Genomic DNA, 25,618 nt, shown 5'->3' on the forward strand with positions numbered 1-25,618 from the left:
ACGGGGTCTGTCGGAGGCCGATCATGGCGTACGGGACCGACAAAATGGCCCGCCCTCGAGGTGTGGCCGTGGTCTTCTTCCTGGGCATCCGCCCCCGCGTGACCTCCCTGGCCGCACTCGGCGTCCTGCTCCTCGCCTGAGACGGCTGAGGGTGGCACCGGTACGCGCCGGTGCCACCCGTTAGAGAGTCATGCCACCCGTTAGAGAGTCAGCGGACGTAGATGTCGGGGCGGGGCGGGGTGGGCATGCGGTCGCCGAGGAAGAAGCCGGTGTGCGGAGGCTGGTTGTACGCGGTGTTCTGCCAGGCCACGGAGACGCGGTAGAGCGGGTCGTGCATCAGCGTGTAGATGCGCCGGTCCGTGGGCGTGGGGGTGGAGTAGATGCGCAGGGCGCGGTTGTCGGAGGTGGGCCAGATGACCTCCTCGCGCCAGTCGCCGAGGATGTCGGCCGACAGCGACGGGGTGGCCTTGGTGCCGTTGTTGGAGTGGACGCCGGAGGCGGTCAGCAGGCGGGTGTCGCCGTCGGTGCCGTACTTGTCGATGTGGGTCTGGTCGAGCAGCTCGCGTACGGGGTCGCCGTCCCACCAGATGAGGAAGTTGATCGAGGACGGCTTGCGGCCGGCGTTGTTGCCGGTGACGCTGCGCAGGTTGCCGTCGGCGGCCGACCAGAATTCACTGGCCACCCTGACCGTCGAGATGTCGCCCGCGACGCCGCGCCCGTTGTCGGAGCCGGACGAGGTGGACCACAGGATCTGGCCGTTGCGCGGGTCGATGTAGAGTGAGCCGGGCTGCGAGGTGGACTCGCTGACCTTGAAGTACTCCAGGCCGGACCTGGCCGGGTCGAAGTCGCCGAGGTGCTGGGCGTCGCCGTGGCCGGTGCGGGTGGACCACATGCCGGCGCCGTTGTCGTCCACGGCCATGGCGCCGTACACGATCTCGTCGCGGCCGTCCTGGTCGATGTCGCCGACGGACAGGCTGTGGCTGCCCTGGCCGGCGTACTGGGAGCCGGAGTTGTTGCTGTCGAACGTCCAGCGCTTGGTGAGCGAGCCGTTGCGGAAGTCCCAGGCGGCGATGACGCTGCGGGTGTAGTAGCCGCGCGCCATGATCAGCGACGGGCGCGCGCCGTCCAGGTACGCGGTCCCGGCGAGGAACCGGTCCACCCGGTTGCCGTAGTTGTCGCCCCAGGAGGAGACGTTGCCGCGCGGCGGGTCGTAGTCGACGGTGGACATCGCGGCGCCGGTCTCGCCGTTGAACATGGTGAGGTACTCGGGGCCGGACAGGATGTAGCCGCTGGAGTTGCGGTAGTCGGCGCTCGCGTTGCCGATGACGGTGCCGCGGCCGTCCCTGGTGCCGTCGGCGGTCTTCATGGCGACCTCGGCCTTGCCGTCGCCGTCGTAGTCGTAGACCTGGAACTGGGTGTAGTGGGCGCCGGCGCGGATGTTGCGGCCCAGGTCGATACGCCACAGGCGGGTGCCGTCGAGGCGGTAGGCGTCGATGAAGACGTTGCCGGTGTAGCCGGACTGGGAGTTGTCCTTGGCGTTGGACGGGTCCCACTTGAGCACGATCTCGTACCGGCCGTCGCCGTCGAGGTCGCCGACGGAGGCGTCGTTGGCGCTGTAGGTGTAGGAGACGCCGTCGGGGGTGGTGCCGCCGGACGGCGGCTGGATCGGTACGTCGAGGTAGGAGCCGCCGGTGAAGCGGATCGAGGCGGGTGAGGCGGGCTGCTCGGTGCCGCCGACGACGGCCCGCACGGTGTAGGAGGCGTCGGCGGGGGCGCCGTTGTCGAGGTAGTTGGTGCCGCCGCTCAGCCCGGAGGCGATCCGGGTGGAGCCGCGGTAGAGGTTGAACGTGACGCCGTCGGGGTCGGTGCCGAGCAGCCGCCAGGAGACCAGGTTGCCGGACCCGGAGCGTACGCTGATCAGCCCCCGGTCGAGGTCCTCCATCTGCTTGGCGGAGGCGGCGTGCACGGGTGCGGGTGCGGTGGTGGCGGTGGCGGTCAGGGCGAGTACGGCGGCCGCGGCGGCCAGGCTTAAGCGCATGGTGGTGTCCTTTGCTCGTGGTAAGCGCTTTCCCAAGGGGCGAAAAGAAAGTTTCATGCGGTGGTACGGCGACGTGGTAGCGCTAACGCAGCTGCGCCGACGCTGGGAGAGTGGGCTTGACCTGCGGAGACGGTCACGGAGACTCCTCATCTGAGCGGGGAACGGGTGGGGCGTGGTTCGCGCGTATTAAAACCACCGGCCGCCACCGGCTCAAGACCCGTTCTGCAACTCCCAGCGGATCTCGCCGTCCTGCATTCGCCCGCTCGGACGCAGCCCGGCTGCGGCGGCGACCGCCTGGGAGGCGGCGTGCTCGGGGTGGATGTGCGCGATCACCGTGTCCACCTCGTCAAGGAGCCGCCCGACCAGCGCTACGGCGGCCTCCTTGGCCAGGCCGCGGCCCTGCCACGGGGTGCCGACCACCCAGGCGACCTCGGCCGTACGGCCCTCGACGGTCGCCTGCACGTAACCGACCAGCCGGTCCTCCGCGCGCAGCCGCAGCACCCAGTTGCGCCAGCCGGCCGGACCCGCGGCCAGCCGCGCGTAGCGGGCGCGCAGCTCGAGCGCGGTCAGCGGGGAGCCGCCGGTGAACTCGTGCAGCGCCGGATCGGAGAGCACGCCGGCCATCTCGCCGGCGTGCTCGGGCAGCAGGGGCACGAGGGTGAGCCGGTCGGTGTCGATGGTCTCCATTTCCCCACCATAGGGGGAGATGTCGAACGTGGCAGTCCCTCCGGCTCAGAGCGCCAGCAGCTCGTCGAACACGCGGATGATGCCGAGCGAGTCCAGGACCGACACGGTGGTGGACGACTGCGACACCTGGTCCGGCTGGACGCAGAACAGCGGGCTGGCGAGCACCGTGTCGACCAGGCGCGGCACGCCGATCACGTCGAACAGGGTGTCCGACGTCTGCGCGGAAGCGGGCCTGGTGGTGGCGGGGCAGATCGGCTTGGTGGTGACGAGCGCCTCGAAGTACTGGGTGACGGGCGAGACTTCGGTCTCCTGCGTGCGGGCTTCGGTCTCCTGCGTGCGGGCCTCGGGCTCCGCCGTACGCGGCGAGGCTCCCTGCGTACGCGGCTGCGCGCCCTGGAGCAGCGCGCTGCGGGCGCAGGCGATGGCCCGGTCGACGAGCGCTTCCAGCATGGATTCCACACGTGAGGAGGGCGTGGCGGGCTCTCCGGCCGCCGCAGGGCTCAGCGCCGGCGGCGGGGTCACGGTCGGTGACGGCGTGGCGGTGGGTGTGGGGAACGGCAGCGGCGGCAGGCTGGGCGAGGGGACCGGCGGCAGCGGCGTCGGCCCGGCTGCGGACAGCGGCACGGCCTCGCCGGCGGCAGCGGATTCGATCTCGCCGGCGGTAGCGGATTCGATCGCGTCGCCCGGCGCGAAGAAGCCCGCGAGCGAGGTGCCGGCGACGATCGACTCCATGAGGCCCCGGACGTCGTCGGTGGTCACGGTCCCGCTCAGCGGCCGTGGCGGCGACACGTTGACCTTGACGCCGTCGATGTCGCTGCACTGTGCGCGGGTGACGGCCGGGTCGTCCTCCGCGTGCGCCGTCGCGGCGGGCGCGAGCAGCGCGGCGGACGTGGCGGTCAGCACGGCGATAGCCTGCCTGTACATGTTGCTCCCCAAGAGTGATGATCGGCTATTCGTTGCGATCATTACCCTTAGTGGCGGTTCGATTACTCCATAGTTGGATCTAGCCCTCTTTACCGGTGATCGGGGACATCGCCGTACCGATATATTCGGACGTTCCCGAAACCAGAGAAAGGAGCCTCCCTTGCATCCCCCGATCGAGCCGTACGACCACGGCCTGCTCGACACCGGCGACGGCAACCGCATCTACTGGGAGACCTGCGGCAACCCGGACGGCAAGCCCGTGCTGGTCGTGCACGGCGGGCCCGGATCGGGGTGCTCGACCGGCGCGCGCCGCAGGTTCGACCCTGAGCTGTTCCGTACGGTCCTGTTCGACCAGCGCAACTGTGGCCGCAGCCTGCCGCACGCCGCCGACCACGACACCGACCTGACCAACAACACCACCCACCACCTCATCGCCGACATGGAGCGGCTGCGCGAGCACCTCGGCATCGACAAGTGGCTGCTGTACGGGGGTTCGTGGGGATCGACGCTGATCCTCGCGTACGCCGAGACCTATCCCGAGCGCGTCTCGGAGATCATCATCACCGGCGTCACCATGACCCGCCGCTCCGAGACCGACTGGCTCTACCGGGGCGTCGGCCGCTTCTTCCCTGAGGCGTGGGAGCGGTTCCGGCAGGGCGTGCCGCCGGAGGACCGCGACGGCGACCTCGTGAGCGCGTACGCGCGGCTGCTCAACGACCCCGACCCGAAGGTCCGCGAGCGCGCCGCCATCGACTGGGTCACCTGGGAAGACGCCGTGATCTCGATGGAGGTCAACGGCGCGCCCGGCGCCTACAGCGGCCGCCCGCCGCGCGACGTGATGGCCCTGACCAGGATCTGCTCGCACTACTTCGCCAACGGCGCCTGGCTTGAGGAGGGCGTGCTGCTGCGCAACGCCCACCGGCTGGCCGGCATCCCCGGCGCGCTCATCCACGGCCGCCTCGACCTGAGCAGCCCGGTCCAGACGGCCTGGGAGCTGGTCCAGGTCTGGCCGGACGCCGAGCTGACCGTCATCGGGGACGCGGGACACACCGGTAGCGGGGCGTTCAAGCAGGCGGTGGACGCCGCCATCGAGCGCTTCACGCCCCGCTGACCCCCGTCAGAGCGGCGGCCCCAGCGTGAAGTAGCGGTCGATCAGCGCGGCGTCCCCGCGCCCGGCCAGCCCGACATGTCGGGCGCCGCCTCGGTGTGGGCGACCTCGGTGATGTCGGGAGGGTCCTTGCGGCCTTCCCTGATGACGACGGCCACCGTGCGGTGCCTCTTGCATGATCCTCACTCTGCCCGGGCGGGCAGGTGGGTCGGCACCTGGGTTCGCGGCCGGCTGAGGAACGGGCGGGTGGCGGCGGCGATGAGCAGCGCCAGCGCCACCAGCCCGGCGCTCACCCACAGCGGCGCGCGGAAGCCGAGCCCCGCGTCCATCGCCAGGCCGCCCATCCAGGGGCCGAGCACCGCGCCGACGTTGAGCGCCGCCGTGGCGAAGCCCCCGGCCAGCGTGGGCGCGCCGGTGGCGGCGTACAGGACCTGGGAGATGAGCGTCGAGCCGACCGCGAACGACAGCGTCCCCTGGACGAAGACCAGCGCCACCGCCGGCCACGGCGCCCCGGCCACCAGGCCGAAGACCGCCCATCCCGCGCCCAGCGCGAGCCCGCCGGGCACCAGCAGCGCCATGGGACGCGTGTCGGCGAGCCGCCCGCTGATCGTCACCCCGGCGAACGAGCCGAGCCCGAACAGCGCGAGCAAGCCGGGCAGCCACGCCTGGCCGATCCCGGTGACGCCGGTGAGCAGCGGCGCGAGGTAGGTGAACGTGCTGAACGTGGCCCCGTTCACCAGCGCGGCCAGCAGCAGGAGCAGCAGCAGGCGGGGCCGGCGCAGGGCCCGCGCCTCACCGCGTACGGTGCCGCCGGGAGCGCCGCCCGGCACCGACCGCAGCACCGCGACGATCGCCGGCACCAGCGCCAGCGCGACGGCCCAGAAGGCCGAGCGCCACCCCCACAGCCCGCCGAGCGCGGCGCCGCCGGGCACTCCCGCCACGCAGGCGATCGTGACCCCGCTGAGCAGGATCGACGTGGCCCGCCCCTTGGCGTGCGGCGGGGCGAGCGCGACCGCGGTGGCCATGGCCACCGCCAGGAACCCGGCGTTGGCCAGCGCCGCCACCACGCGCGTGCCGAGCAGCACCGCGTAATCGGTGGTGACCGCGCCGACCACGTGGGCCAGCAGGAACGCGATCAGGAAGGACAGCAGCGCGGTCCTTCTGGACCAGCGCAGGCTCAGCGCCGCCGCGAGCGGCGCCCCCGCCACCATCCCGGCGGCGAAGGCCGAGGTGAGCAGCCCGGCGGCGGGAATGGACACGCCCAGCTCGCGGGCGATGCCGGGCACCAGCCCGGCCAGCATGAACTCGGACGTTCCCTGGGCGAAGACCGCCAGCCCGAGCAGGTAGATGACGAAAGGCATGAGAAACTCCGCGACCCCGATCGTGGATCGGCACAGGCAGGGCGCGCGGGAGCCCGGCTCCCGGCGCGCGGTGGACGGCCCAGGGGAGCGCCCTGGGCGAGGACCTGTGTCGCCGGTGGTCCGGAAGGCTGTACGCGTACTCGCGCTCGCGCTCGCGCTCGTGCTCGTGCGCGGAATCCGGCTCGGAAACGAGGCTCGGTGAGCACGGCTCGATGAGCGAGGCTCAGGCGAGCCCGACGTCGTGAGACGGGGAGATCACCCCATGCCGGAGCGGCCCCTCACCTGGAGGGGGCGATGCGGAGCAGCCACCGGACGACCGGTGGCCGGCGTCTTGACGCTTCGGGGCTGTTCACGTGCCGCAACCTAGCAACGCCGGGCCGCGGCTGTCGAATCATTTGCGCTCAACTGAGCGGGTGCCGGGCCAGGAACTCCAGCACCATCGGGCTCGCGACGTGCCGGAACTCCTCGAAGTACGCGTGCCGCGCGCCCTCGATGAGCCGCAGCTCGGCGCCGGGGATGCGCTCGGCGATCAGCGGCGCGTTGGCGGCCGGGTTGAAGACGTCGTCGGTGCCGTGGACGACGAGGGTGGGCGCGGTGATGCGGGGAAGTGCGTCCCAGGCGTCGTGCTCGGCGCTGGCGGCCAGGTGGCGGCGGCGGGCGTGGGCGGGCATGCCGGGGTCGCCGGTCGTATGGTACGGGCCGGGATGCTCGGCCAGCCAGGCGGGGGTGTACATGAGCTCAAGGAGGGCCCGCTCGGCGGCGGCGCGATCGCGCTGGGCGAGCGATCTGCGGACCTCGTTGCCGCGCTCGACGCCGTGGGCGCCGCCGGGCGAGGTGCAGCCGAGCACCAGCGCCCCGACCCTGCCGGGGTGGTCGGCGGCCAGCCACTGGGCGACCCGCCCGCCCATCGAGGTGCCGTACACGTGGGCGCGTTCCACGCCGGCGTCGTCGAGCACGGACACCACGTCGGCGGCGAACCCGCGCGTGGTGTAGGGCTCGTCCGGCTTGTCGCTTGCGCCGGTGCCGCGCCAGTCGAGCGTGATCGTCGTGTACGCGGCGTCGAAGTCGTCGCGTACGGAGTCCCACCAGCGATGCTCGTTGGCCTGACCTTGGAGCAGCACGAGCGGCTGACCATGGCCGCGGACCTGGTAGGACAGCTTCACCCCGTCGGGTGTCGTCGCGTATGGCACGCCTTCGATAGTGCCCGACGCCAGATCTCGAAGAAAATTCGGGGGATGCTGTCCGGTACGCGCCTCCCACTCCGACGCCTTGCGCGCCCGCCCCCGGCAGCGCTGCCTGCGCGGCCGGGCGGCGAGGCTCCCGGCGCAGGAATGTCCGGCGGGAAAAGACCGCTATGTCAGGGTCTGTCGAGGTGGACTTCTGAAATCTTCCGGCGTGCCAGGGAATGGAGGAGCCCCGGGTGTGGTTACATACAGCGTGGCCGGTGTGTCCAGTGTCCCCGGGCCTCACCTATTGCCTTCGCGGAATACCGTTCGGCTGGAGCCGCGTTGTGCCTTTCGCCGAGAGGCGACCTGCACACCGGTACGCATACGTCGGGCGCCCGCCCTCCTCGGAGGGCGGGCGCTCACGTGTGTTCAGGCCTCCGGCTCGTGGTAGGGGTCGGTGACGCCGCCGGGGGAGGCCAGCGCCGCCGTGTCGAGCCCGGTCAGCCGGGCGCCCGCCTGGTAGGCGCTCTCCAGGAACTCCAGCACGGTTCCCACGGGGTCGTCCATGACCCGTACGTCGTCATACCGCAGGACCGCCAGGTGGCTGCCGCGCGCCGGGATCCACTCGGCCCTGGCGGGCCGCAGCGGCTCGCGGGCCAGCCCCTCGGGCTCCGGCGCGGTGTAGGAGTAGAACGCCGGCCAGGGGCGCTCCTTGTCGCCGAACCAGAACCCCGAGCTGATCACCTCCCAGCTATAGGCCTCCCGCGTGACCGGGTCGGCCTCGGGCGAGACCTTGACGACCCGCCCGGTGAACCTGGTCACCGCGATGTCGAAGGTGTGCCAGAAGTGGTGCACCGGGCTGGTCTTGCCGGCGAACTCGGCGGCGAACCGGTCGAGGAGCTGCGCGACCTGCGACAGGATCCGCCAGTAGCGGTTGATGAGCGCCGGGTCGTAGCGGGCGTGCAGCGTGTCCTCGGCGAACGGCGTGTCGTCGCCCAGGTCGAACGGCACCGGCCGGATCTCCGGCCGGATGCCCAGCCCGGCCAGGGTGTCGAAGAGCCGCTGGTAGAAGGAGGCCACGCTCCGCCCGATCAGGCTGAACTCGGCGCTGCGGCCGTCGGAGACGTCGATCACCAGGCGGTGGCGTACGAGGTCGAAGTCGACGCAGAACAGCGGCTGCTCGCCGAGCCCGCCCATGGGCCGGGTGGTGAGCCCGCGGCCGGTCAGGTGGAACGGCACCTGCCACCAGTGGTTGCGCCGGTTGCTCGATGCCAGCCTGATCTTCCCCACGATCTGCGCGAACCTGTGAAAGGTCTCCTTGGCCTCGGTCCATTCCGCCAGCGGCATGGCCGGGAACAGCTCCATGACGGTCCCCCTCCGACATAGGGCATTTCCCGACAATCGTAACTACCGGGAGTATTCGCCCGTATGCCTGGGGTGTCGGGCCGTCACCCGGAGCTGACGTATTTCCTCGGCCGCAGCGCGTGGGCCCGCAGTGCCGCCAGCGCCGCGAGCTGGCCTGGACGGTCCATCCGCACCGCCAGCTCGTCGCTGAACGCCAGCCCCAGCGCCGTGAGCTGCGCCACCAGGTCCGTCACCGGACCCCTGACGTCGTCGACGCCGGTCGAGGGGTGCCAGCCCTCGCCGCCGACCACCTCGGCCACCCGCTCGATGAGCTTGGCCGGCGACATCAGCGTGCCGTCGGCGAGCAACATCAGCGCGGCCTCCCTGGCCGACACCTCGAACTCGTGCTCGCCCCTGGCCAGCAGCAGCCGGGTGACCGCCGTCCACATGGCCGACTTCGAGCGCAGCAGCCGCAGCCCGTAGTCGGTGATCGTGAGCTTGGCGCCGTCGCGGCGGATCGCGCCCAGCTCGCGCTCGGCCAGATCGCGCAGCCGCAGCGCCTCGGGCGACGGCGCGAGCCGCAGCGGCAGCGTCTCGCCGGACGCGGCCACCGACAGCAGCCGGTGCAGGGCCGGCAGCGGCTGCGGCGCGACGGGAGCGTGCAGCCGCACCTCGAACGGCTGCGCCAGCTCCCGCCTGGCCGGGCCGCGCCCCAGCACCCAGCGGTTGAGCCGCTCGCCGTGCACGCGGTTGAGCCAGCTGTCGCCGCCCAGCTCGGCGCGCGGCTCGGTGAGCCAGCGCCGGGTCAGCGCCGTGCGGTCGACGTCTTCGCCGGCCACGATGGCCAGCTCGAGCGCGGCGGAGCAGGCGATGTGGGCGCCCAGCTCCTCCGGCCCCATGATCATGCTCCACTGCAGCTCGGGCACGTCGGGCGGGAGCACGCCCGTGGCCTCGAGAGCCTGCTGATAGGCGCTGGTGCCGGCCTCCTCGCCCTCGGTGGCGTAGGTGCGCAGGATCTGCATCGTGGTGGGCGACACGCACAGATCGGCGTAACGGTCCATGCCGCCGAGCCGGAGCAGCTGCCCCAGCGAGCGTGCCAGCCGCTCGTGGTCGCCTCCCTGCGGGCCGACCTTGAGCGGCAACGTGTACCAGAGGAACTCGCAGACGTCGAGCTGGGTCACCGACTCCAGAGGCTCCCCGCCCGTCAGCCACTCGACGGCGGTCCTGGCCTCCTCGGCCATATCCGGTTGAGATCGCTCCAACTCGGCGAGAAGGGCGGTGACATCCGGTGCACTCATGCCTCGAAGTTTGCCGTATCGACCCCGGGCCTGACGATGACCGAAACCAGTGCGTATTGGGTCTTGCACAGCGACTACCTAAGAAATCCCTATCGAGCCGACTGTAAGATGATCATATCCACCGATTCTCGAAGAGCATGCGCGCCTTCCACTCCGTGTAGGTGATGAGCTCGCCCGTCAGCACAGGTTGCAGCCACCAGAAGTTGATCAGGGCGAGCAGCGCGAAGGCGCCGACCACGGCGGCCCCGACGGTGCGCCGCGTCGGCATGGCCCCGGTCGCCGTCGGCGTCGCGGGCCCGATGATCAGCCCCGCGCACAGCGTGATCGCCAGCACCATGAACGGCACCATGGGGATGGCGTAGAACAGGAACATCGTCCGGTTGTCGGCGATGGCGAAGTAGAACCACGGCAGCCAGCCCATCGCGTAGCTCAGCAGCACCGCCCCGGCCCGCCAGTCGCGCGAGGAGACGTACCAGGCGATGAGGGCCACCAGCGCGGCCACCGCGCCGAACCAGATCACCGGCGTGCCCACGCCGAGCACCGCCTCCGAGCAGTTGCCGGCGCCGCAACCGCCCTTCTTGCCCTCGTAGTAGAAGGCGACGGGACGCAGCAGCAGCGGCCACGACCACGGCTCCGACATGTAGTTGTGCGGCGTCTGCAGGCCGCTGTGGAAGGTGAAGACCTGCCACTGGTACTGGATCCACGACCGCATGGAGTCGACCAGGAAGAACAGCGGGTTGCCGGTCGAGGTGGCCTGGTCCCAGTTGCGGCCGTAGCCGGAGTCGGTGGCGAACCAGCCGATCCAGGTCAGCATGTACGTCACGAACGGCACCAGGCCGAACGCCAGCGTCGCCTGCGGCACGTCCTTGTTGAACGCCCCCACGTACGGCTGACGCAGCCCGAGCGCGCGGCGGGCGCCGTAGTCCCACGCGAGCGACATGGCGGCGAACGCCACCAGGAACGCCAGCCCCGACCACTTGACCGACATCGCGAAGGCCAGGCACACCCCGGCCGCGATCCGCCACCACCTGATGCCGAGCGACGGTCCCTGCGCGGTGATCGGCGACTGCTCGTACCAGGTGGCCAGGCGTTCCCGCGCCTGGTCGCGATCGACCACGAGGCAGGCGAACGCGGCGAGCACCCAGAACATCAGGAAGATGTCGAGCAGCGCCGTGCGCGAGAGCACGAAGTGCAGGCCGTCGAGCGCCAGCAGCAGGCCCGCGAAGCAGCCGAGCAGCGTCGAGCGGGTCATCCTGCGCGCCACCCTGGCCAGGACGAGGATCGACAGCGTGCCGATCAGCGCGGCGGCGAAGCGCCAGCCGAACGGGTTGAGCCCGAAGATCCACTCGCCGGCGCCGATCATCCACTTGCCGAGCGGCGGGTGCACCACGTACGAGGCGCACTTCTCCAGCTCCTGCGGGGCGCACGACTGGAAGATGTCGGTGTTGCCCGCCATGACGGCCTCGTCGGCCTTCTTGATCGTGACATGCTCGACGCCGTGGGTGATCAGCGAGTAGGCGTCCTTCATGTAGTACGTCTCGTCGAACACCACGGCATTGGGATGGCCGAGCTGCATGAAGCGCAGGATCCCGCCGAAGAGCGTCACCAACAGCGGGCCGATCCAGCCCCACAGCACGCTGCCGCGCATGGGAGGCACGAGACGATCACGTACGGAACGAGCGGGGGAAGGGTCTGCGTCCTTCATGTGCTCGTATCCCTGGTACGGAGAATCGGTCACCGCCATTCGGACATCGTACGGGCCCCAGAGCGGTGGTTACCCAAGAAACACGGTCTAATTGGGATGCCCTGTCACAATGGTCGGGTGACAGGAAACGGCAGGTTGGTGCTGGCAGGAGCGCCCATCGGTCAGGTGGGCGACGTCTCCCCGCGGCTGCGCGAGACGCTGGCGAGCGCCGACGTCATCGCGGCCGAGGACACCCGGCGGCTGCGCAGGCTCGCGGCCGACCTCGGGGTCGAGCTGACCGGCCGGGTTGTGTCCTACTACGACCAGAACGAGGCGGGCCGCGCGCAGGAGCTGATCGAGACGCTCAAGCAGGGCCGCACGGTCGTGGTGATCACCGACGCCGGCATGCCGGGAGTGTCCGACCCGGGCTACCGCCTCACCAGCCTGGCCGTCGAGGCGGGCGTGCCGGTCACCGCGCTGCCTGGTCCGAGCGCCGTCACCACCGCGCTCGCGGTGTCCGGCCTGGCCAGCGACCGGTTCTGCTTCGAGGGCTTCCCGCCGCGCAAGCCGGGTGACCGGGCTCGCAGGCTGGCCGGGCTGGCCACCGAGGAGCGCACGATGGTCTTCTTCGAGGCGCCGCACCGGCTCGCGAGCAGCCTTGCGGCGATGGCCGAGGCGTTCGGGCCCGGCCGCAGGGCCGCCGTGTGCCGGGAGCTGACCAAGACGTACGAGGAGGTCCGCAGGGGCGGGCTCGGCGAGCTGGCCGCGTGGGCGGAGGGCGGCGTCAAGGGCGAGATCACGATCGTGGTCGCCGGCCACGTGCCGGGCGAGGTCGAGCGCGACCCCGCCGAGCTGGTCGCGGAGGTGGAGCGCAGGGTCGCGGAGGGCGAGAAGCGCAACGCCGCCATCGCCGGCGTGGCCAAGGAGGCGGGCATGCCCAAACGTGAGCTGTACGACCTGGTGCACAGGGGGAGTCCCGCCTCCTAGGGCGGGCAAGGCCAGGGCGCGGAAGGCCAGGGCGCGGAAGGTCAGGGCGCGCAAGGTCAGGGCGCGCAAGGTCAGGGTGCGCAGACTAGGGTGCGCAGGGTGCGTCATCAGGGGTTATCACCGCGCCGGCTGGTCCCGCCGTTCCAGGAGGGCGCGCTCGCCGGCTGGCTGGGGCCGCTCGCGGTCGCCGTCTTCGGCGGCCTGCTCCGCTTCATCGGGCTCGGCGAGCCGAGGGCCGTCGTCTTCGACGAGACCTACTACGCCAAGGACGCCTACTCGCTGCTGGTCGAGGGCGTGGAGCGCAGCATGCTCGGCGACGCCAAGGACCCCATCGCCGACCGGCGGCTGCTCGCCGGCGACCTCGACATCTTCCGCCAGTGCGCCCAGCCCGAGGACTGCGCGTCCTTCGTGGCGCATCCACCGCTCGGCAAGTGGATGATCGCCGTCGGCGAATGGCTGTTCGGCATGAACCCGTTCGGCTGGCGCTTCGCGGCGGCCCTGGCCGGCACGCTGTCCATCCTGATCCTGGCCAGGGTGGCGCGCAGGATGACCCGTTCCACGCTGCTGGGCTGCCTGGCCGGGTTGCTGCTGGCGCTGGACGGCCTGCACTTCGTGCTCTCGCGCACGGCGCTGCTCGACGTCTTCCTGATGTTCTGGGTGCTGGCCGGGTTCGCCTGCCTGGTGGCCGACCGCGATCACGCGCGGACGCGGCTGGCCGGCCGGTACGCGCCGGAGCTGCTGCGCGGGCCCCGGCTCGGGTGGCGGCCGTGGCGGATCGCGGCAGGGGTGTGCCTGGGCGCCGCCTGCGCGGTCAAGTGGTCGGGGATCTTCTTCCTGCTGGCCTTCGCCGTGCTGTCGCTCATGTGGGACGCCGGTGCCAGGCGGGCGACGGGGGCGCGCGAGCCCTATCGCGGGGCTTTCGCCTACGACGCGCCGGGCGCGCTCGGGGCCTTCGCGCTCGCGCCCGCCCTGACGTACGTGGCCTCGTGGACCGGCTGGTTCGCCACCTCACGCGGCTGGGGGCGCAACTGGGACCAGGCCACCTCGGGCAACCCGGTGTTCTTCGTCGTCGACTCGGCCCGCTCGTGGCTGCACTATCACATGGAGGTCCTCGGCTTCCACAGCAACCTGCAGACGCCGCACCCGTACATGTCGGAGCCGTGGACGTGGCCGCTGCTGCTGCGGCCCGTCGCCTTCTACTACGAGGGCGACAAGGGCGGCTGCGGCGCCGCCGAGTGCTCGCAGGCCGTGATCGGCGTCGGCACCCCCGCGCTCTGGTACGGCTCGGCCATCGCCCTCATCGGCCTCATCGCGTGGTACGTCGCCACCCGCGACTGGCGGGCCGGGGCCGTGCTGCTCGCCTACGCCGCCGGCTGGCTGCCGTGGTTCTACTACGCGGTCGCCGACAACCGCACGATGTACCTGTTCTACATGGCGCCCGTGCTGCCGTTCATGGTGCTGGCCGTAACGCTCATGGCCGGGCTCGTGCTCGGCAAACGCACGGCCACGCCCACGAGACGGGCCGTCGGGGCCGCGGTCGTCGGCGCGTTCGCGCTCATCGTGCTCGTCAACTTCTGGTGGCTGTCGCCCGTGCTGAGCGCCGAGGCCATCACGCACGCACAGTACTGGGCTCGGATGCTGCTGTCCTCCTGGGTGACCACTTCGACCACCTCGGCCACGTGACACCCCGGCGCAGCGTGATCGCCGCGGCGATGCAGGCCAGCGGGACGGCGGGCAGCACGTAGCGGTAGTCGAACTCGGCCGTCGCCGCCGGCGCGAGCAGCAGGCCCATCGCGCCCAGCCACGGCAGCACCACCGGGCCGCCGAACTTGCGCCAGCGCACGACCACGCCGTACAGGCCGATGAGCAGGATGCCGCCGAGCATGATGCCGCGCAGGTAGAACACCTTCTGGTAGCCGCTCATGATGTCGGCCCACGGGTGCACGATGCGGGTCTCCGGCGGGCCCTGCTCGTAGGCGAACGCGTCGGTGTCGGTGCGGCCGCCCGCGTAGGAGGCCCACTTCGGCAGCCGCTTCGGCTGGCCGTTGCCGTCGATCTCGACGTACGGCTTGAACTGGTACATGTTGTACGTCGACTCGTCCGGGAAGCGCGGCCTGCCCCAGTGGAACGAGCGGAAGAAGTCGCGCGCCACCACCTTCAGATAGTCGCCCGGCTGCGACAGGATCGCCCGCGTGGCGAACGCGCTGGCCGCCTCGTTGGTGATCTCGCTCCACTTCTTGTTGGCGCCCCACCGGTGCAGCACCTCGCCGGTGCCGGTGCCGTCGCCGTTGCCCTGACCCCACAGATACCACTGCGCGTAGTCTTTGCGCTGGCTGACCGGGTCGTTGATGCACAGCAGCAGAAGCTGGACCTCTTTGTACTTGTCGATGTCCATCTTGTTGCAGTCGGCGAAGATCGCCGTGCGCATGTAAAGGATCAGCCCGTCGCTGTTGGTCATGGCGAATTTTCCGTGGACGGCGGCGAACCACCCCATGTACGCCATGACGGGCACCGCGCACGCCGTCACCACCGCCGTGATCGGCCGCCACCCCGTCCGCTTGACCAGCAGGTAGAGCACCACCAGCGCCAGGATCGGCAGGCCGATGGAACGGGTCAGCCAGGTGAGCGCCAGGAGCAGGCCGACGACCACGCCCGCCTTCCACGACAGCCGGCGTTTCCACAGCACCAGCGTGATCACGCCCACGACCAGCAGGGTGAACTGCGTGTCGGACATGATGAGCTGTTCGAGCTGGATCTGGTACGCGTCGAACAGCACCGGCGCGGCCGCCAGCGTGGCCCCCCACTTCGGCAGCCGGAACTTGATCCGCAGCAGCGCGTAGATCAGGCAGGCCGTGGCCAGTCCCATGAGGTGCTGGGTGAAGACCACCAGGGTGAAGCTGTGAAACGGCTTCAGCAGCATCAGCCAGAAGCTGTAGCCGTCGGGCCTGATGGGGTGCGGGCGCGGGTGCAGCGCCACCGAGACGTACTCGTACGAGTCGTTGAACCACATCGCCGGCCCGTAGCCGAGCATGGTGATGAGCCGCAGCACGGCACCGGCGCCGAAGGCCGCGGCGAACACCCGATGCCTGCGCAACATGGACAGCGCACGTGCTGCCCGACCAGGGGCGGAGTGGTCCACAGGGGTAATCTCCGCGACGCTCACCATGTTGTAAAGAATGCCAGCCGTTTCGGCGTCCGTGCCCGACCACCGTTACGTTCAGGGCATCATGGTTCACTGGGAAGAGCCTTAACTGAAGGGTAGACACGTGGAACTGACGGTGGTCATGCCCTGCCTCAACGAGGCGGAGACCGTGGAAGTCTGTGTGCGCAAGGCCCTGGCGTGCATGGAGGAGCACGGCATCGAGGGCGAGGTGCTGATCGCCGACAACGGCAGCACGGACGGCTCTCAGCAGCTCGCCCGCGACGCCGGTGCCCGTGTTGTCCATGTCGATGAGAAGGGCTACGGAAACGCCCTTATGGGCGGCATCAGGGCGGCTCGCGGCAAATACGTCATCATGGGCGATGCCGACGACTCCTACGACTTCACCGCGCTGATGCCGTTCGTCGAGCAGCTTCGCGACGGTGCCGACCTGGTGATGGGCAACCGCTTCAAGGGCGGCATCGCCCCCGGCGCCATGCCTCCGCTGCACCGCTACCTCGGCAACCCGGTGCTGTCGTTCATCGGGCGGCTGTTCTTCCCCTCCAAGATCGGCGACTTCCACTGCGGGCTGCGCGGCTTCCGCCGCGACTCCATCCTGAAGCTGCAGCTCCAGACCGGAGGCATGGAGTTCGCCTCGGAGATGGTGGTCCGCTCCACGCTGGCCGGCCTCGACGTACGCGAGGTGCCCACCACGCTCTCGCCCGACGGCCGCTCCCGCCCGCCGCACCTGCGCTCCTGGCGCGACGGCTGGCGCCACCTGCGCTTCCTGCTGCTCTACAGCCCCAAGTGGCTGTTCTTCTACCCCGGCGTGCTGATGATGATGATCGGCCTGGTGGCCGGCACCGCGCTGACGTTCGGCCCGGTCGAGATCGGCGAGCTCGCCTTCGACGTCGACACCCTGGTCGGCACATCGGCCCTGGTGGTGATCGGCTTCCAGGCGGCGCTGTTCGCCGTCTTCACCAAGGTCTACGCGGCGGAGGAGGGCTTCCTGCCGGAGTCGCCGCGCATCCGCAGGCTGATCGACATGGTGAGCCTGGAGAAGGGCCTCGTCGTCGGCGGCCTGCTCGCGCTCGCCGGTCTCATCGGCCTGGTCATGTCGCTGGTCCACTGGCAGGTGCGCAGCTTCGGCGAGCTCGACCCGCGCGAGTCGCTGCGCCTCGTCGTGCCCTCGGCGACCGCGCTCATCATGAGCTTCCAGACCATCTTCGCGGCGCTGTTCATCAGCATCCTGGGCATCCGCCGCACCCGCGAGACGCCCATCGACAACGCCGCCGCCGCGGCCGAGGAGGCCGCCGCGGCCATCTCGCTCGAAGAGCCGACCACCAAGCGATAACCGTCCGCACACCGGTGCGCGCGTGCCCCGCGGGTTTCACCGCCCGCGGCACGCGCGCCGCCGCGGAGGGGGAGTCGCGGAACAAACGATCGCCAACCACCCCGTAGGCTTGGAACCATGTCCCAGCACATCTTGACCGCCGTTGCTTGGCCCTATGCCAACGGCCCCCGTCACATCGGGCACGTGTCCGGGTTCGGCGTGCCGTCCGACGTCTTCAGCCGTTACCAGCGGATGGCGGGCAACAAGGTGCTGATGGTGTCCGGCACCGACGAGCACGGCACCCCGATCCAGGTGCAGGCCGACAAGGAAGGCGTGACGGCGAAGGAGCTCGCCGACCGCTACAACCGCGTCATCGCCGAAGACCTGACCGGGCTCGGGCTGTCCTACGACCTGTTCACCAGGACGACGACGAAGAACCACTACGCCGTCACGCAGGAGATCTTCAAGGGTCTCTACGACAACGGCTACATCGTCCCCAAGACCACGATGGGGGCCATCTCGCCGTCCACCGGCCGCACACTGCCCGACCGCTACATCGAGGGCACCTGCCCCATCTGCGGCTACGACGGCGCGCGCGGCGACCAGTGCGACAACTGCGGCAACCAGCTCGACCCGATCCAGCTCATCAACCCCAAGAGCCGCATCAACGGCGAGACGCCGACGTTCGTCGAGACCGAGCACTTCATGCTCGACCTGCCGGCCTTCTCCGAGGTGCTGGGCTCCTACCTGCAGTCCAAGCAGGGCGAGTGGCGGCCCAACGTGCTGAAGTTCGCGCTCAACCTGCTCGGCGACCTCCAGCCGCGGGCCATCAGCCGCGACCTCGACTGGGGCGTGCCGATCCCGCTCGACGGCTGGCGCGACCAGCCCAACAAGCGCCTGTACGTGTGGTTCGACGCGGTCATCGGCTACCTGTCGGCCTCCATCGAGTGGGCCAAGCGCTCCGGCGACCCCGACGCCTGGCGTCAGTGGTGGCAGAATCCCGACGCCCGCGGCTACTACTTCATGGGCAAGGACAACATCGTCTTCCACGCCGAGATCTGGCCGGCGATGCTGTTCGGCTACAACGGCCAGGGCGACCACAACGGCACGCCCGGCTCGCTCGGCGCGCTCAACGTGCCGTCCGAGGTGGTCTCCAGCGAGTTCCTGACCATGGAGGGCCGCAAGTTCTCCTCCTCGCGCCAGGTCGTCATCTACGTCCGTGACTTCCTCGAGCGCTACGACGCCGACGCCCTGCGCTACTACATCGCGGTCGCCGGGCCGGAAAACCAGGACACCGACTTCACCTGGCAGGAGTTCGTCAACCGCAACAACGGCGAGCTGGTCGCGGCCTGGGGCAACCTCGTCAACCGCTCGATCTCCATGGCGGCGAAGAACTTCGGCGCGGTGCCCGAGGCCGGGCAGCTCACCGACGCCGACCGCGCCCTGCTGGAGCGCTCGCGCAACGCGTTCGGGCCCGTGGGCGCCGAGCTCAGCCGCTCGCGCTTCAAGAACGCCATCACCGAGGCGTTCGACGTCGTCCGCGAGGCCAACAAATACCTGGCCGAGCAGGAGCCGTGGAAGCTCAAGGACGACCCCGAGCGGCAGAAGTCGATCCTGCACGTCGCGCTGCAGGTGGTCGACGACGCCAAGACGCTGCTGACGCCGTTCCTGCCCAGCTCGTCCAACAAGGTCTACGCCATGCTGGGCGGCCAGGGCGTCTGGTCCGGCATGCCGGAGATCCGCGAGGTCGACGAGGACGGCGGCACGCCGTACCCCGTCATCACCGGCGACTACGACGGCGAGGCGCGCTGGGAGCACCGGCCGATCAAGCCCGGCACTCCGCTCGCGCCGCCGTCGCCGCTGTTCAAGAAGCTCGACCCGAAGGTCGTCGACGAGGAGCTGGCCAGGCTGGCCGAGTGAGCCGCACGGCGCGGCGGGGGCTACCGTAGATCCCGTGAGCAAGCTTCCCGCCGCGCCAGAGCCGCTTTCCTCGCCCGTGTTCGACAGCCACTGCCACCTCGACATCATGGTGGGCAACCGGCAGGCGTCATCGGGCGACCCGGTGGCGCAGGCCGCCCAGGCGGCCGAGGCCAGCGTGCACAGCATCCTCGCCGACGCCCGCGCGGTCGGCGTGACGCGGCTCGTCGCCATCGGCTACGACCTGACCTCCTCGCGCTGGAACGCCGACGCGGCGGCCGGTCAGGAGGGCGTGTACGCCGGGGTGGCCATCCACCCCAACGAGGCCCACGCCGCCACCCCCGAGGCGCTCGCCGAGATCGAGGAGCTGGCCCGGCGGCCCGAGGTGCGGGCGGTCGGCGAGACCGGCCTCGACTACTACCGCGACTGGGCGAGCAAGGACGACCAGCACGCCAGCTTCCGCGCGCACATCGAGATCGCCAAGCGCACCGGCAAGGCGCTGGTCATCCACGACCGCGAGGCGCACGACGACGTGCTGAAGGTGCTGGCCGACGAGGGCGCGCCGGACGTGGTGGTGTTCCACAGCTTCTCCGGGGACGCCGAGATGGCCAAGAAGTGCGCCGAGGCCGGATATTTCATGTCCTTCTCCGGGCCTGTGACGTACAAGAACGCCCACTACCTGCGCGAGGCCGCCGCGGTCGCGCCGCCCGAGCTGATGCTGGTCGAGACCGACGCCCCCTACCTGCCGCCGGTCCCGCACCGCGGCAAGCCCAACGCCCCCTACCTCATCCCGCTCACCCTGCGCTGCCTCGCCGAGGTCAAGAACGTCCATCCCGACCGGTTGTGCGAGGCGATCAGCGCCAACGGAGTCACGGTCTTCGGCGAGTGGTGACCATGATTCGGGCAAGGCATCACGGGCGGACGTCGATTTCTCGCTAGCGTTCGGGCCGTTTCCGGTTATCGGAGGTGGCCCGTTGCGAGGAAAGAGGCGTGCGCCCCGTCCGCCCATCCCGTGGCGTTCCCCATGGACGCCCGTCGTCTGCGCGGCCGGCGCGCTGGCCGTCGGCACGCTCGTGACCGTCTCGCTCCTCGTCAAAGAGGTCACGGTGGTCGTGGACGGCGAGCGCAGGCCCGTGCACGCCATGGCCGCCACCGTCGGCGAGGTGCTCGACGACACCGGCATACGGCTCGGCTCCGGCGACGTCGTACGCCCCGCCGCGCACCAAGAGGTCTCCGACGGAACCACCATCGAGGTGCGCCGCGCCCGCCCCATCACCCTGACCCTCGACGGCCGGACCAGCACGCACCTCGTCACCGCCACCAACGTCGGCGACGCGCTCGCCGAGCTCGACCTCACCCCCGCCGCCGGGCGGCTGTCCGCACCGCCCGCGTACGAGGTGCCGCTCGAAGGCATGGCGCTGACCTTCTACACCCTGCGCAAAGTGCACGTCATGACCGGCAACACCCGGCGCACCTCACGGACCACCGCCAAGACCGTGCGCGGCGTGCTCCGCCAGCAGGGCATCCGGGTGCGGCGCGGCTACCTGGTCGATCCGCCGCTCGACAGCTTTCCCAAGGAAGGGACCGTGATCAGGGTCGCGCCGCCGCGTACCGTGACCATTCCGCGCGACGTGGCCCGGCTCGACTGGGAGGCGCTGGCCGACTGCGAGTCCGGCGGCGACCCGCAGGCGTACAACCCGGACGGGCCGTACTACGGGATGTACCAGTTCAGCCTGCCCGTCTGGGAATCGGTGGGCGGGATGGGGCTGCCGTCGGAGTGGCCGGAGGAGGAGCAGACCTATCGGGCGCAGGTGCTGTACCGGCAGGTGGGTGGGAGGTGGCAGGGGGTGTGGCCGGCGTGCGGCGACCGCCTGTTTCCCAGCACCTGACCGCTGCGGCGCACCTGGTTCAGCCGGCGAGGCTGACGCCGAAGTCGGCGCCTTTCGGCGGTTGCAACGGCTTGAACGTCTCGGCGTTCCTGCCCGCCACCGCGACCCGCCCGTACGGCCGCGCGTCCGGCTGACCCACGTACAGCCTGTTGCCGCTGAACGCCACCGACCAGCCGAACAGCCCCTCCGTGTCCTCAAGCCGCCGATCCTCGGCCGCGTTCTTCCACGAGATCACCCGAACGCCGCCCCCGTAAGGAGCGCCGATCGCCAGCCGCCCGTCCGTCGAGGCCGCCAGCGAGAAGCCGAACGCCTGCTCGCCCTCCTGCGTCACCCGCCGCAGGGGCTTTCTGTCCGTGCCGAGCAGATCGACGTAGCCGGGGCCGGGTGAGCCGATCGCGTACCCGGAGCCCTCGGAGTAGGCGACCGCGTAGCCGTACCGGTCGCCGGAGGTGCCGGTCGGGGAGTCCAGCTTCTCCGAGGTGAGTTTCGCCGCCAGCACGTCGTCGATGAACACCACCGAGCCCGAGTCGATCTTCCCGTCCTCGACCTGGCGGCCCAGGCCGTCGTCGTTCTCGTACGGGACACCGACGACCAGCGCGTTCTTCGGGCCGAACGCCAGCGACCAGCCGAACTGGTCGCCCACCTCGCTGTTGCCCCGCACGTCCACGCTCTCCTGGCTGATGCGGCGTAGCTCGCCCGCGCCCTTGCGGACGTACACGGCGCCTGTGTCCTGGAGGTCCCCTTCGTCCTCGTACGGCGCGCCGATCGCCACCAGGTCGCCCTTGGCGGCCAGCGACCAGCCGAAGTGGGCGAACCGCTGCGGGCGCGTCGCGGTCAGCCGCTGCGGGGACGCGACCCGGCCGCCGTAGACCACGAACACCGCGCCGGCGTCCTCCACGCCGTCCACATCCGCGTACGGGGCGCCGATCACCAGGTCGGCGCAGGAGTCACCATTGAGCTGCGCCAGCCGTACCGACCAGCCGAGCCCGTCACCCCTCGCCACGCCCGGCACCGAGACCGGCACGACCTTGCCCGCTGACAGGACGTGCACGGCCCCTTTCTGCCCGTCCCCGAACGGGTCACCGGCCACCACATCACCCGCCCCGTCACCGTCGAAGTCGGCATCACCGGCGCAGGCAGGGGGTTCACCGCCGGTCGTGCGGACGGTTGTTTCATGGACGGCGGTCGTGTGGACGGCGGTCGTGTGGACGGTGGCTTCACTGACGGCGGTCGCCTGGGCGCCGGCCGTCGAGCCGGCGAGAGGGACACCCGCCACGACCAGCATGACCAGCAGCAGCACAGCCTTCCTGATCACCCCAGCGCCACCTCGATCTGCCGCCCGTTCTCGAGCATGGTCGCCGTCATCTTCACCGGCTTGCGGTACGGGGCCAGGTCGAACACGAACGCGCTGTCCAGCCGTCCGCCCGGCGGGATGGCCGGGGGCAGCGTGAGAGCCGCCGCGTCGTGCTCGGCGCCCCGATCGTCCACCAGCGTCACCACGGGCTGGATCAGATCCCGCCGCGTCCCGCTCGGGTTGATCACCGTCCAGCGGATCACGCAGAGCTGCCCCTTGCTCGCCGTCATGTCCTGGTACGTCCGCAGCCCGCACTGCGGCGCCTCCGGGACGATCGCCACCGGATCGTCGAAGCCGGGGCCCAGGGCGAACCTGCGTCCCACGTCATTGGGCTGCTCGCTGCCCGCCGCCTGGGAGGGGGCGCCGGGGTTCGCGGTGATGGCGGTGTTGCGCCCGGACGTCGCGATCAGCACCGCCACCGTCACGACGATCGCCGCCACGGCCGCCGCAGCGGCGATGAGCCAGCGCGTGCCCGGTGTACGGGGGCCGCCGAGGGTGTCGGGCTCGTCGACGGGGGTGAGCGGAGGCCGCGTCCCCGGCTGCGTATCCGTACCTAATTCCTGCCCCCCGCCCGCGGCACCCGGCACAGACCCGCCGGCCAGCACGGACCCGCCACCTGGGACGGACCCGCCGCCTGAGACGGAGCCGCCTGGGACGGACCCGCCGCCTGAGACGGAGCCGCCTGGGACGGACCCGCCGCCTGGGACGGACCCGCTACCCGGCAGAGACCTGGCACCCGGCACCGTCCCCCCACCCGGCAGGGAGCCGGCACTCGGCAAGGCTCCGCCACCGCGCGCCCCACCACCCGGCGCGCCCTCGCCACGTGGGGCCGGCCCGCCGTCCTGTCCGGCACCCTGCTGAGACGGCGCGGCATCGTCCCGTACCGGCGAGTCGTCGTCCTTCAGCGACCGCTTCCCGAACGGGAACAGCCCCCGCACCCGGCCCGCCTCCTGCGGAGAGCCGGTCTGGCCGGGCACCTTCCAGCGAGCGAGCTCCTGCCTGGCCGCCTCTTCCTCCTGACGGGCCCGCTCCTCGATAGACGCCTGCTCGGCCACGTCCTTCGGGACGGGATCCGAAGCGGCGGCACCGAACGACGCAGGCGGCACGGTCGGCCGCGAGCCGCCACCTGGAGCGACATCCGGATCCTCTCGCGTCGCATCACTCGGGGGCGGGGTGGTGAAAGTGGCCGTGATGTCCGGCTCATCGACGACGTTCTGGGGCGGCTCCCACTCGCCCAGCATCTCGGTGGCCACCAGCGTCGGCGGGTCGGCGGGAGCCGCAGCCGTAGTCGTAGGCGCGCTCCCGCCCACCAAGGCGATCAGCAGGTCCTGCGCGCTGGGCCGCAGGGAGGGGTCCATGGAGGTGGCCCGGCGTACGAGTTCGTTGAGCGGAGCGGGCAGCGCCCCCAGGTCGGGCGGCGTGTTGAGCACCCGGTGCGCCAGCGTGATGGGGTCGCCACGCCCGAACGGGTGCCGCCCGTTCCCCGCATAAGCCACCAGGCAGCCCCAGGCGAAGATGTCGGCCGCCGGGCTGACCGGCTCGCCGCGTACCTGCTCAGGAGCCCACCACCCCGGACTGCCCAGCAGCTCGCCGGACATCGTGAACCCCGTCTCGCGATCGAGCGCCCGCGCGATCCCGAAGTCGATCACGCGCGGCCCGGAGATGGACAGGATCACGTTCGCCGGTTTGAGGTCCCTGTGCACGAGCCCGGCCACGTGGATCGCCGCGAGCGCCGCCGCCACGCCCAGCGCGACGCCGTGCAGCGGCCCGGGGTCGAGCGCCCCATGGTTCGCGATCTGCGCGGACAGGGCAGTGCCCGCGATGTACTCGGTCACCATGTAGGGCCGGCCGTCGGCGGTGTTGCCGTTGTCGAGCACCTGGGCGGTGCAGAACGACGCCACCCGCCTGGCGTTCTCCACCTCGGCATGGAAGCGTGCCGCGAACCCCTCCTGATTGGCGTACGCCGCCTTCACCACCTTGACCGCGACGAAACGCCCGGTCGGGGCCTTGGCGAGGAACACGGTCCCCATGCCGCCCTCGCCGAGGCGGCCCAGCAGCCGGTACGGCCCGATCTCCCGCAAGTCGGTCGGCCGGAGCGGCGCGGCGCCCGTTGGCTCCATCAGGGACGTTCCTTCCTGTTCCACGCCATCCTCTCCTCTGATCTCCCCACGCGCCATCGCACGTCCTTCATGCGGGAGACTGGTTGGATGATGAGGCTGTTGGGCCCTGCAGAAATACGTATTTTGGCGGACAAGCTAGATCTTCGTCCGACAAAGAAGCTCGGGCAGAACTTCGTGATCGATGCCGGAACGGTCCGGCGCATCGTCCGCGTCGCCGACCTCTCACCCGACGACGTCGTCATAGAGGTCGGTCCCGGCCTCGGCTCGCTGACCCTCGCGCTGCTGCCGTCGGCCGCCCACGTGGTCGCCGTCGAGATCGACCCGGTGCTCGCCGCCCAGCTCCCCATCACGGTCGCCGAGCGCGCCGATGCCGGCAACCTCACGGTCGTCAACGCCGACGCGATGAAGGTCACGCCCGGCGACCTGTCCGGCCACCGGCCCACCGCGCTCGTGGCGAACCTCCCGTACAACGTGGCCGTCCCTGTGGTGCTGCACCTGCTGGAGGTGCTGCCCTCGCTGCGCAAGGGGCTGGTCATGGTGCAGTCGGAGGTGGCCGACCGCCTCGCCGCAGGCCCGGGCTCGAAGGTGTACGGCGTGCCGTCGGTCAAGGCCGCCTGGTACGCCGACGTACGCAGGGCCGGGCCTGTCGGCCGCAGCGTCTTCTGGCCCGTACCGAACGTCGACTCCGGCCTGGTCTCCCTGGTCCGCCGCGACCCGCCGCCCACCACGGCCACCCGCGAGGAAGTCTTCGAGGTGGTGGACGCCGCCTTCGCCCAACGCCGCAAGACCCTCCGCGCCGCCCTGGCGACCTGGGCCGGCAGCGCCGCCGACGCGGAACGTACGCTGAGGGCGGCCGGCGTGGACCCGTCGGCGCGCGGCGAACAACTCGACGTCCAGGCCTTCGCCCGCATAGCCGAACACCGCCCCTGACCGGTTCGCACGGCCGGGAGCCTGCACCCCCGATCCGCGTGGTTCGTGCGGGCTCCGCCTCTTTGCGATCGGTGTGGTTCGTGCGGGCTCCGCCTTCGCGATCGGTGTGGTTCGTGCGGGCTCCGCCTTCGCGATCCGCGTAGTTCGGTGCGGGCTCTGCCTCTCCGCAATTCGTGGTTTGTGCAGGCCCCACCCCGCATTCGCGTGATTCGTGCGGCTTGCCGCGATCCGCCAGGTCGTGAACCTTCGACCCGGCCGGCCCCGTACCTGCTCACCACCAGGGCTGATCCTTGTCAGACCCCGGACCGGCCAGACCCTGCCAGACCCGGTCCAACCCCG

Annotated in this window: 19 protein-coding genes; 8 read left to right on the forward strand and 11 right to left on the reverse strand. The window is 70.8% G+C overall.

The annotated features are described in order from the left end of the window. Window positions 1-208: 208 nt before the first annotated feature. The 3 genes from AB0K67_RS37225 to AB0K67_RS37235 all read right to left on the reverse strand — a co-directional run bounded on the left by AB0K67_RS37225 (window position 209) and on the right by AB0K67_RS37235 (window position 3,649). The gene (locus tag AB0K67_RS37225; protein ID WP_364069546.1) at window positions 209-2,038 is read right to left on the reverse strand and encodes a rhamnogalacturonan lyase; all 1,830 of its coding nucleotides are present in this window, start codon (window positions 2,036-2,038) and stop codon (window positions 209-211) included. A 210-nt stretch (window positions 2,039-2,248) separates the two neighbouring features. Then, the gene (locus AB0K67_RS37230) at window positions 2,249-2,725 is read right to left on the reverse strand and encodes a GNAT family N-acetyltransferase (RefSeq protein WP_364069548.1); all 477 of its coding nucleotides are present in this window, start codon (window positions 2,723-2,725) and stop codon (window positions 2,249-2,251) included. 45 nt (window positions 2,726-2,770) lie between these two features. Further along, the gene (locus AB0K67_RS37235) at window positions 2,771-3,649 is read right to left on the reverse strand and encodes a hypothetical protein (RefSeq protein WP_364069550.1); all 879 of its coding nucleotides are present in this window, start codon (window positions 3,647-3,649) and stop codon (window positions 2,771-2,773) included. Between the two features lie 160 nt (window positions 3,650-3,809). On the opposite strand from AB0K67_RS37235, the gene pip reads away from it, so the two are divergent. Then, window positions 3,810-4,760, forward strand: a complete 951-nt coding sequence (gene pip / locus AB0K67_RS37240; protein WP_364069552.1) for a prolyl aminopeptidase — start codon at window positions 3,810-3,812, stop codon at window positions 4,758-4,760. Window positions 4,761-4,939: 179 nt separating this feature from the next. Here the strand turns inward: pip and AB0K67_RS37245 are convergent, their stop codons facing one another. The 5 genes from AB0K67_RS37245 to AB0K67_RS37265 all read right to left on the reverse strand — a co-directional run bounded on the left by AB0K67_RS37245 (window position 4,940) and on the right by AB0K67_RS37265 (window position 11,631). Beyond that, the gene (locus AB0K67_RS37245; RefSeq protein ID WP_364069553.1) at window positions 4,940-6,118 is read right to left on the reverse strand and encodes a Cmx/CmrA family chloramphenicol efflux MFS transporter; all 1,179 of its coding nucleotides are present in this window, start codon (window positions 6,116-6,118) and stop codon (window positions 4,940-4,942) included. Window positions 6,119-6,519: 401 nt separating this feature from the next. Beyond that, on the reverse strand, window positions 6,520-7,308 hold the full coding sequence (locus AB0K67_RS37250; RefSeq protein ID WP_364069555.1) for an alpha/beta fold hydrolase: 789 nt from the start codon (window positions 7,306-7,308) through the stop codon (window positions 6,520-6,522). Between the two features lie 405 nt (window positions 7,309-7,713). Beyond that, complete coding sequence (locus AB0K67_RS37255) at window positions 7,714-8,649, reverse strand: DUF5996 family protein (RefSeq protein WP_364069557.1); 936 nt, start codon at window positions 8,647-8,649, stop codon at window positions 7,714-7,716. A gap of 83 nt (window positions 8,650-8,732) precedes the next feature. After that, window positions 8,733-9,926, reverse strand: coding sequence for a hypothetical protein (locus AB0K67_RS37260; RefSeq protein ID WP_364069559.1), 1,194 nt, complete (start codon window positions 9,924-9,926; stop codon window positions 8,733-8,735). A gap of 112 nt (window positions 9,927-10,038) precedes the next feature. Then, entirely contained in the window at window positions 10,039-11,631 is a 1,593-nt protein-coding gene (locus tag AB0K67_RS37265; RefSeq protein WP_364069561.1) for a phospholipid carrier-dependent glycosyltransferase, read from the reverse strand. Between the two features lie 117 nt (window positions 11,632-11,748). On the opposite strand from AB0K67_RS37265, the gene rsmI reads away from it, so the two are divergent. Both rsmI and AB0K67_RS37275 read left to right on the forward strand, forming a co-directional pair. Next, window positions 11,749-12,597: a 16S rRNA (cytidine(1402)-2'-O)-methyltransferase gene (gene rsmI / locus AB0K67_RS37270; RefSeq protein ID WP_364069563.1), complete on the forward strand. Its 849-nt coding sequence runs from the start codon at window positions 11,749-11,751 to the stop codon at window positions 12,595-12,597. 99 nt (window positions 12,598-12,696) lie between these two features. Next, on the forward strand, window positions 12,697-14,280 hold the full coding sequence (locus AB0K67_RS37275) for a phospholipid carrier-dependent glycosyltransferase (RefSeq protein ID WP_364069565.1): 1,584 nt from the start codon (window positions 12,697-12,699) through the stop codon (window positions 14,278-14,280). Here the strand turns inward: AB0K67_RS37275 and AB0K67_RS37280 are convergent. Next, the gene (locus tag AB0K67_RS37280) at window positions 14,207-15,694 is read right to left on the reverse strand and encodes a hypothetical protein (protein WP_364069567.1); all 1,488 of its coding nucleotides are present in this window, start codon (window positions 15,692-15,694) and stop codon (window positions 14,207-14,209) included. The genes AB0K67_RS37275 and AB0K67_RS37280 overlap by 74 nt on opposite strands. 169 nt (window positions 15,695-15,863) lie before the next feature. Here AB0K67_RS37280 and AB0K67_RS37285 point away from each other — a divergent pair, with 169 nt between their 5' ends. The 4 genes from AB0K67_RS37285 (at window position 15,864) to AB0K67_RS37300 (ending at window position 20,875) form a co-directional block, all read left to right on the forward strand. Further along, complete coding sequence (locus AB0K67_RS37285) at window positions 15,864-17,090, forward strand: glycosyltransferase family 2 protein (protein ID WP_364069569.1); 1,227 nt, start codon at window positions 15,864-15,866, stop codon at window positions 17,088-17,090. 117 nt (window positions 17,091-17,207) lie between these two features. Further along, on the forward strand, window positions 17,208-18,989 hold the full coding sequence (gene metG / locus AB0K67_RS37290) for a methionine--tRNA ligase (protein WP_364069571.1): 1,782 nt from the start codon (window positions 17,208-17,210) through the stop codon (window positions 18,987-18,989). A 34-nt stretch (window positions 18,990-19,023) separates the two neighbouring features. Beyond that, complete coding sequence (locus tag AB0K67_RS37295; RefSeq protein WP_364069573.1) at window positions 19,024-19,878, forward strand: TatD family hydrolase; 855 nt, start codon at window positions 19,024-19,026, stop codon at window positions 19,876-19,878. 82 nt (window positions 19,879-19,960) lie between these two features. After that, window positions 19,961-20,875, forward strand: a complete 915-nt coding sequence (locus AB0K67_RS37300; protein WP_364069575.1) for a ubiquitin-like domain-containing protein — start codon at window positions 19,961-19,963, stop codon at window positions 20,873-20,875. A gap of 19 nt (window positions 20,876-20,894) precedes the next feature. On the opposite strand, the gene AB0K67_RS37305 is transcribed toward AB0K67_RS37300, so the two are convergent. Both AB0K67_RS37305 and AB0K67_RS37310 read right to left on the reverse strand, forming a co-directional pair. Continuing rightward, window positions 20,895-22,190, reverse strand: a complete 1,296-nt coding sequence (locus tag AB0K67_RS37305; RefSeq protein ID WP_364069577.1) for a hypothetical protein — start codon at window positions 22,188-22,190, stop codon at window positions 20,895-20,897. After that, window positions 22,187-24,349: a serine/threonine-protein kinase gene (locus tag AB0K67_RS37310; protein WP_364069579.1), complete on the reverse strand. Its 2,163-nt coding sequence runs from the start codon at window positions 24,347-24,349 to the stop codon at window positions 22,187-22,189. Before AB0K67_RS37310 ends, AB0K67_RS37305 begins: the two co-directional genes overlap by 4 nt. 69 nt (window positions 24,350-24,418) lie before the next feature. Here AB0K67_RS37310 and rsmA point away from each other — a divergent pair, with 69 nt between their 5' ends. After that, entirely contained in the window at window positions 24,419-25,279 is an 861-nt protein-coding gene (gene rsmA / locus AB0K67_RS37315; protein WP_364069581.1) for a 16S rRNA (adenine(1518)-N(6)/adenine(1519)-N(6))-dimethyltransferase RsmA, read from the forward strand. Window positions 25,280-25,618 lie beyond the last annotated feature (339 nt).

The sequence above is a fragment of the Nonomuraea sp. NPDC052634 genome (assembly GCF_040678535.1).
Classification (GTDB): Bacteria; Actinomycetota; Actinomycetes; order Streptosporangiales; family Streptosporangiaceae; genus Nonomuraea; species Nonomuraea fastidiosa.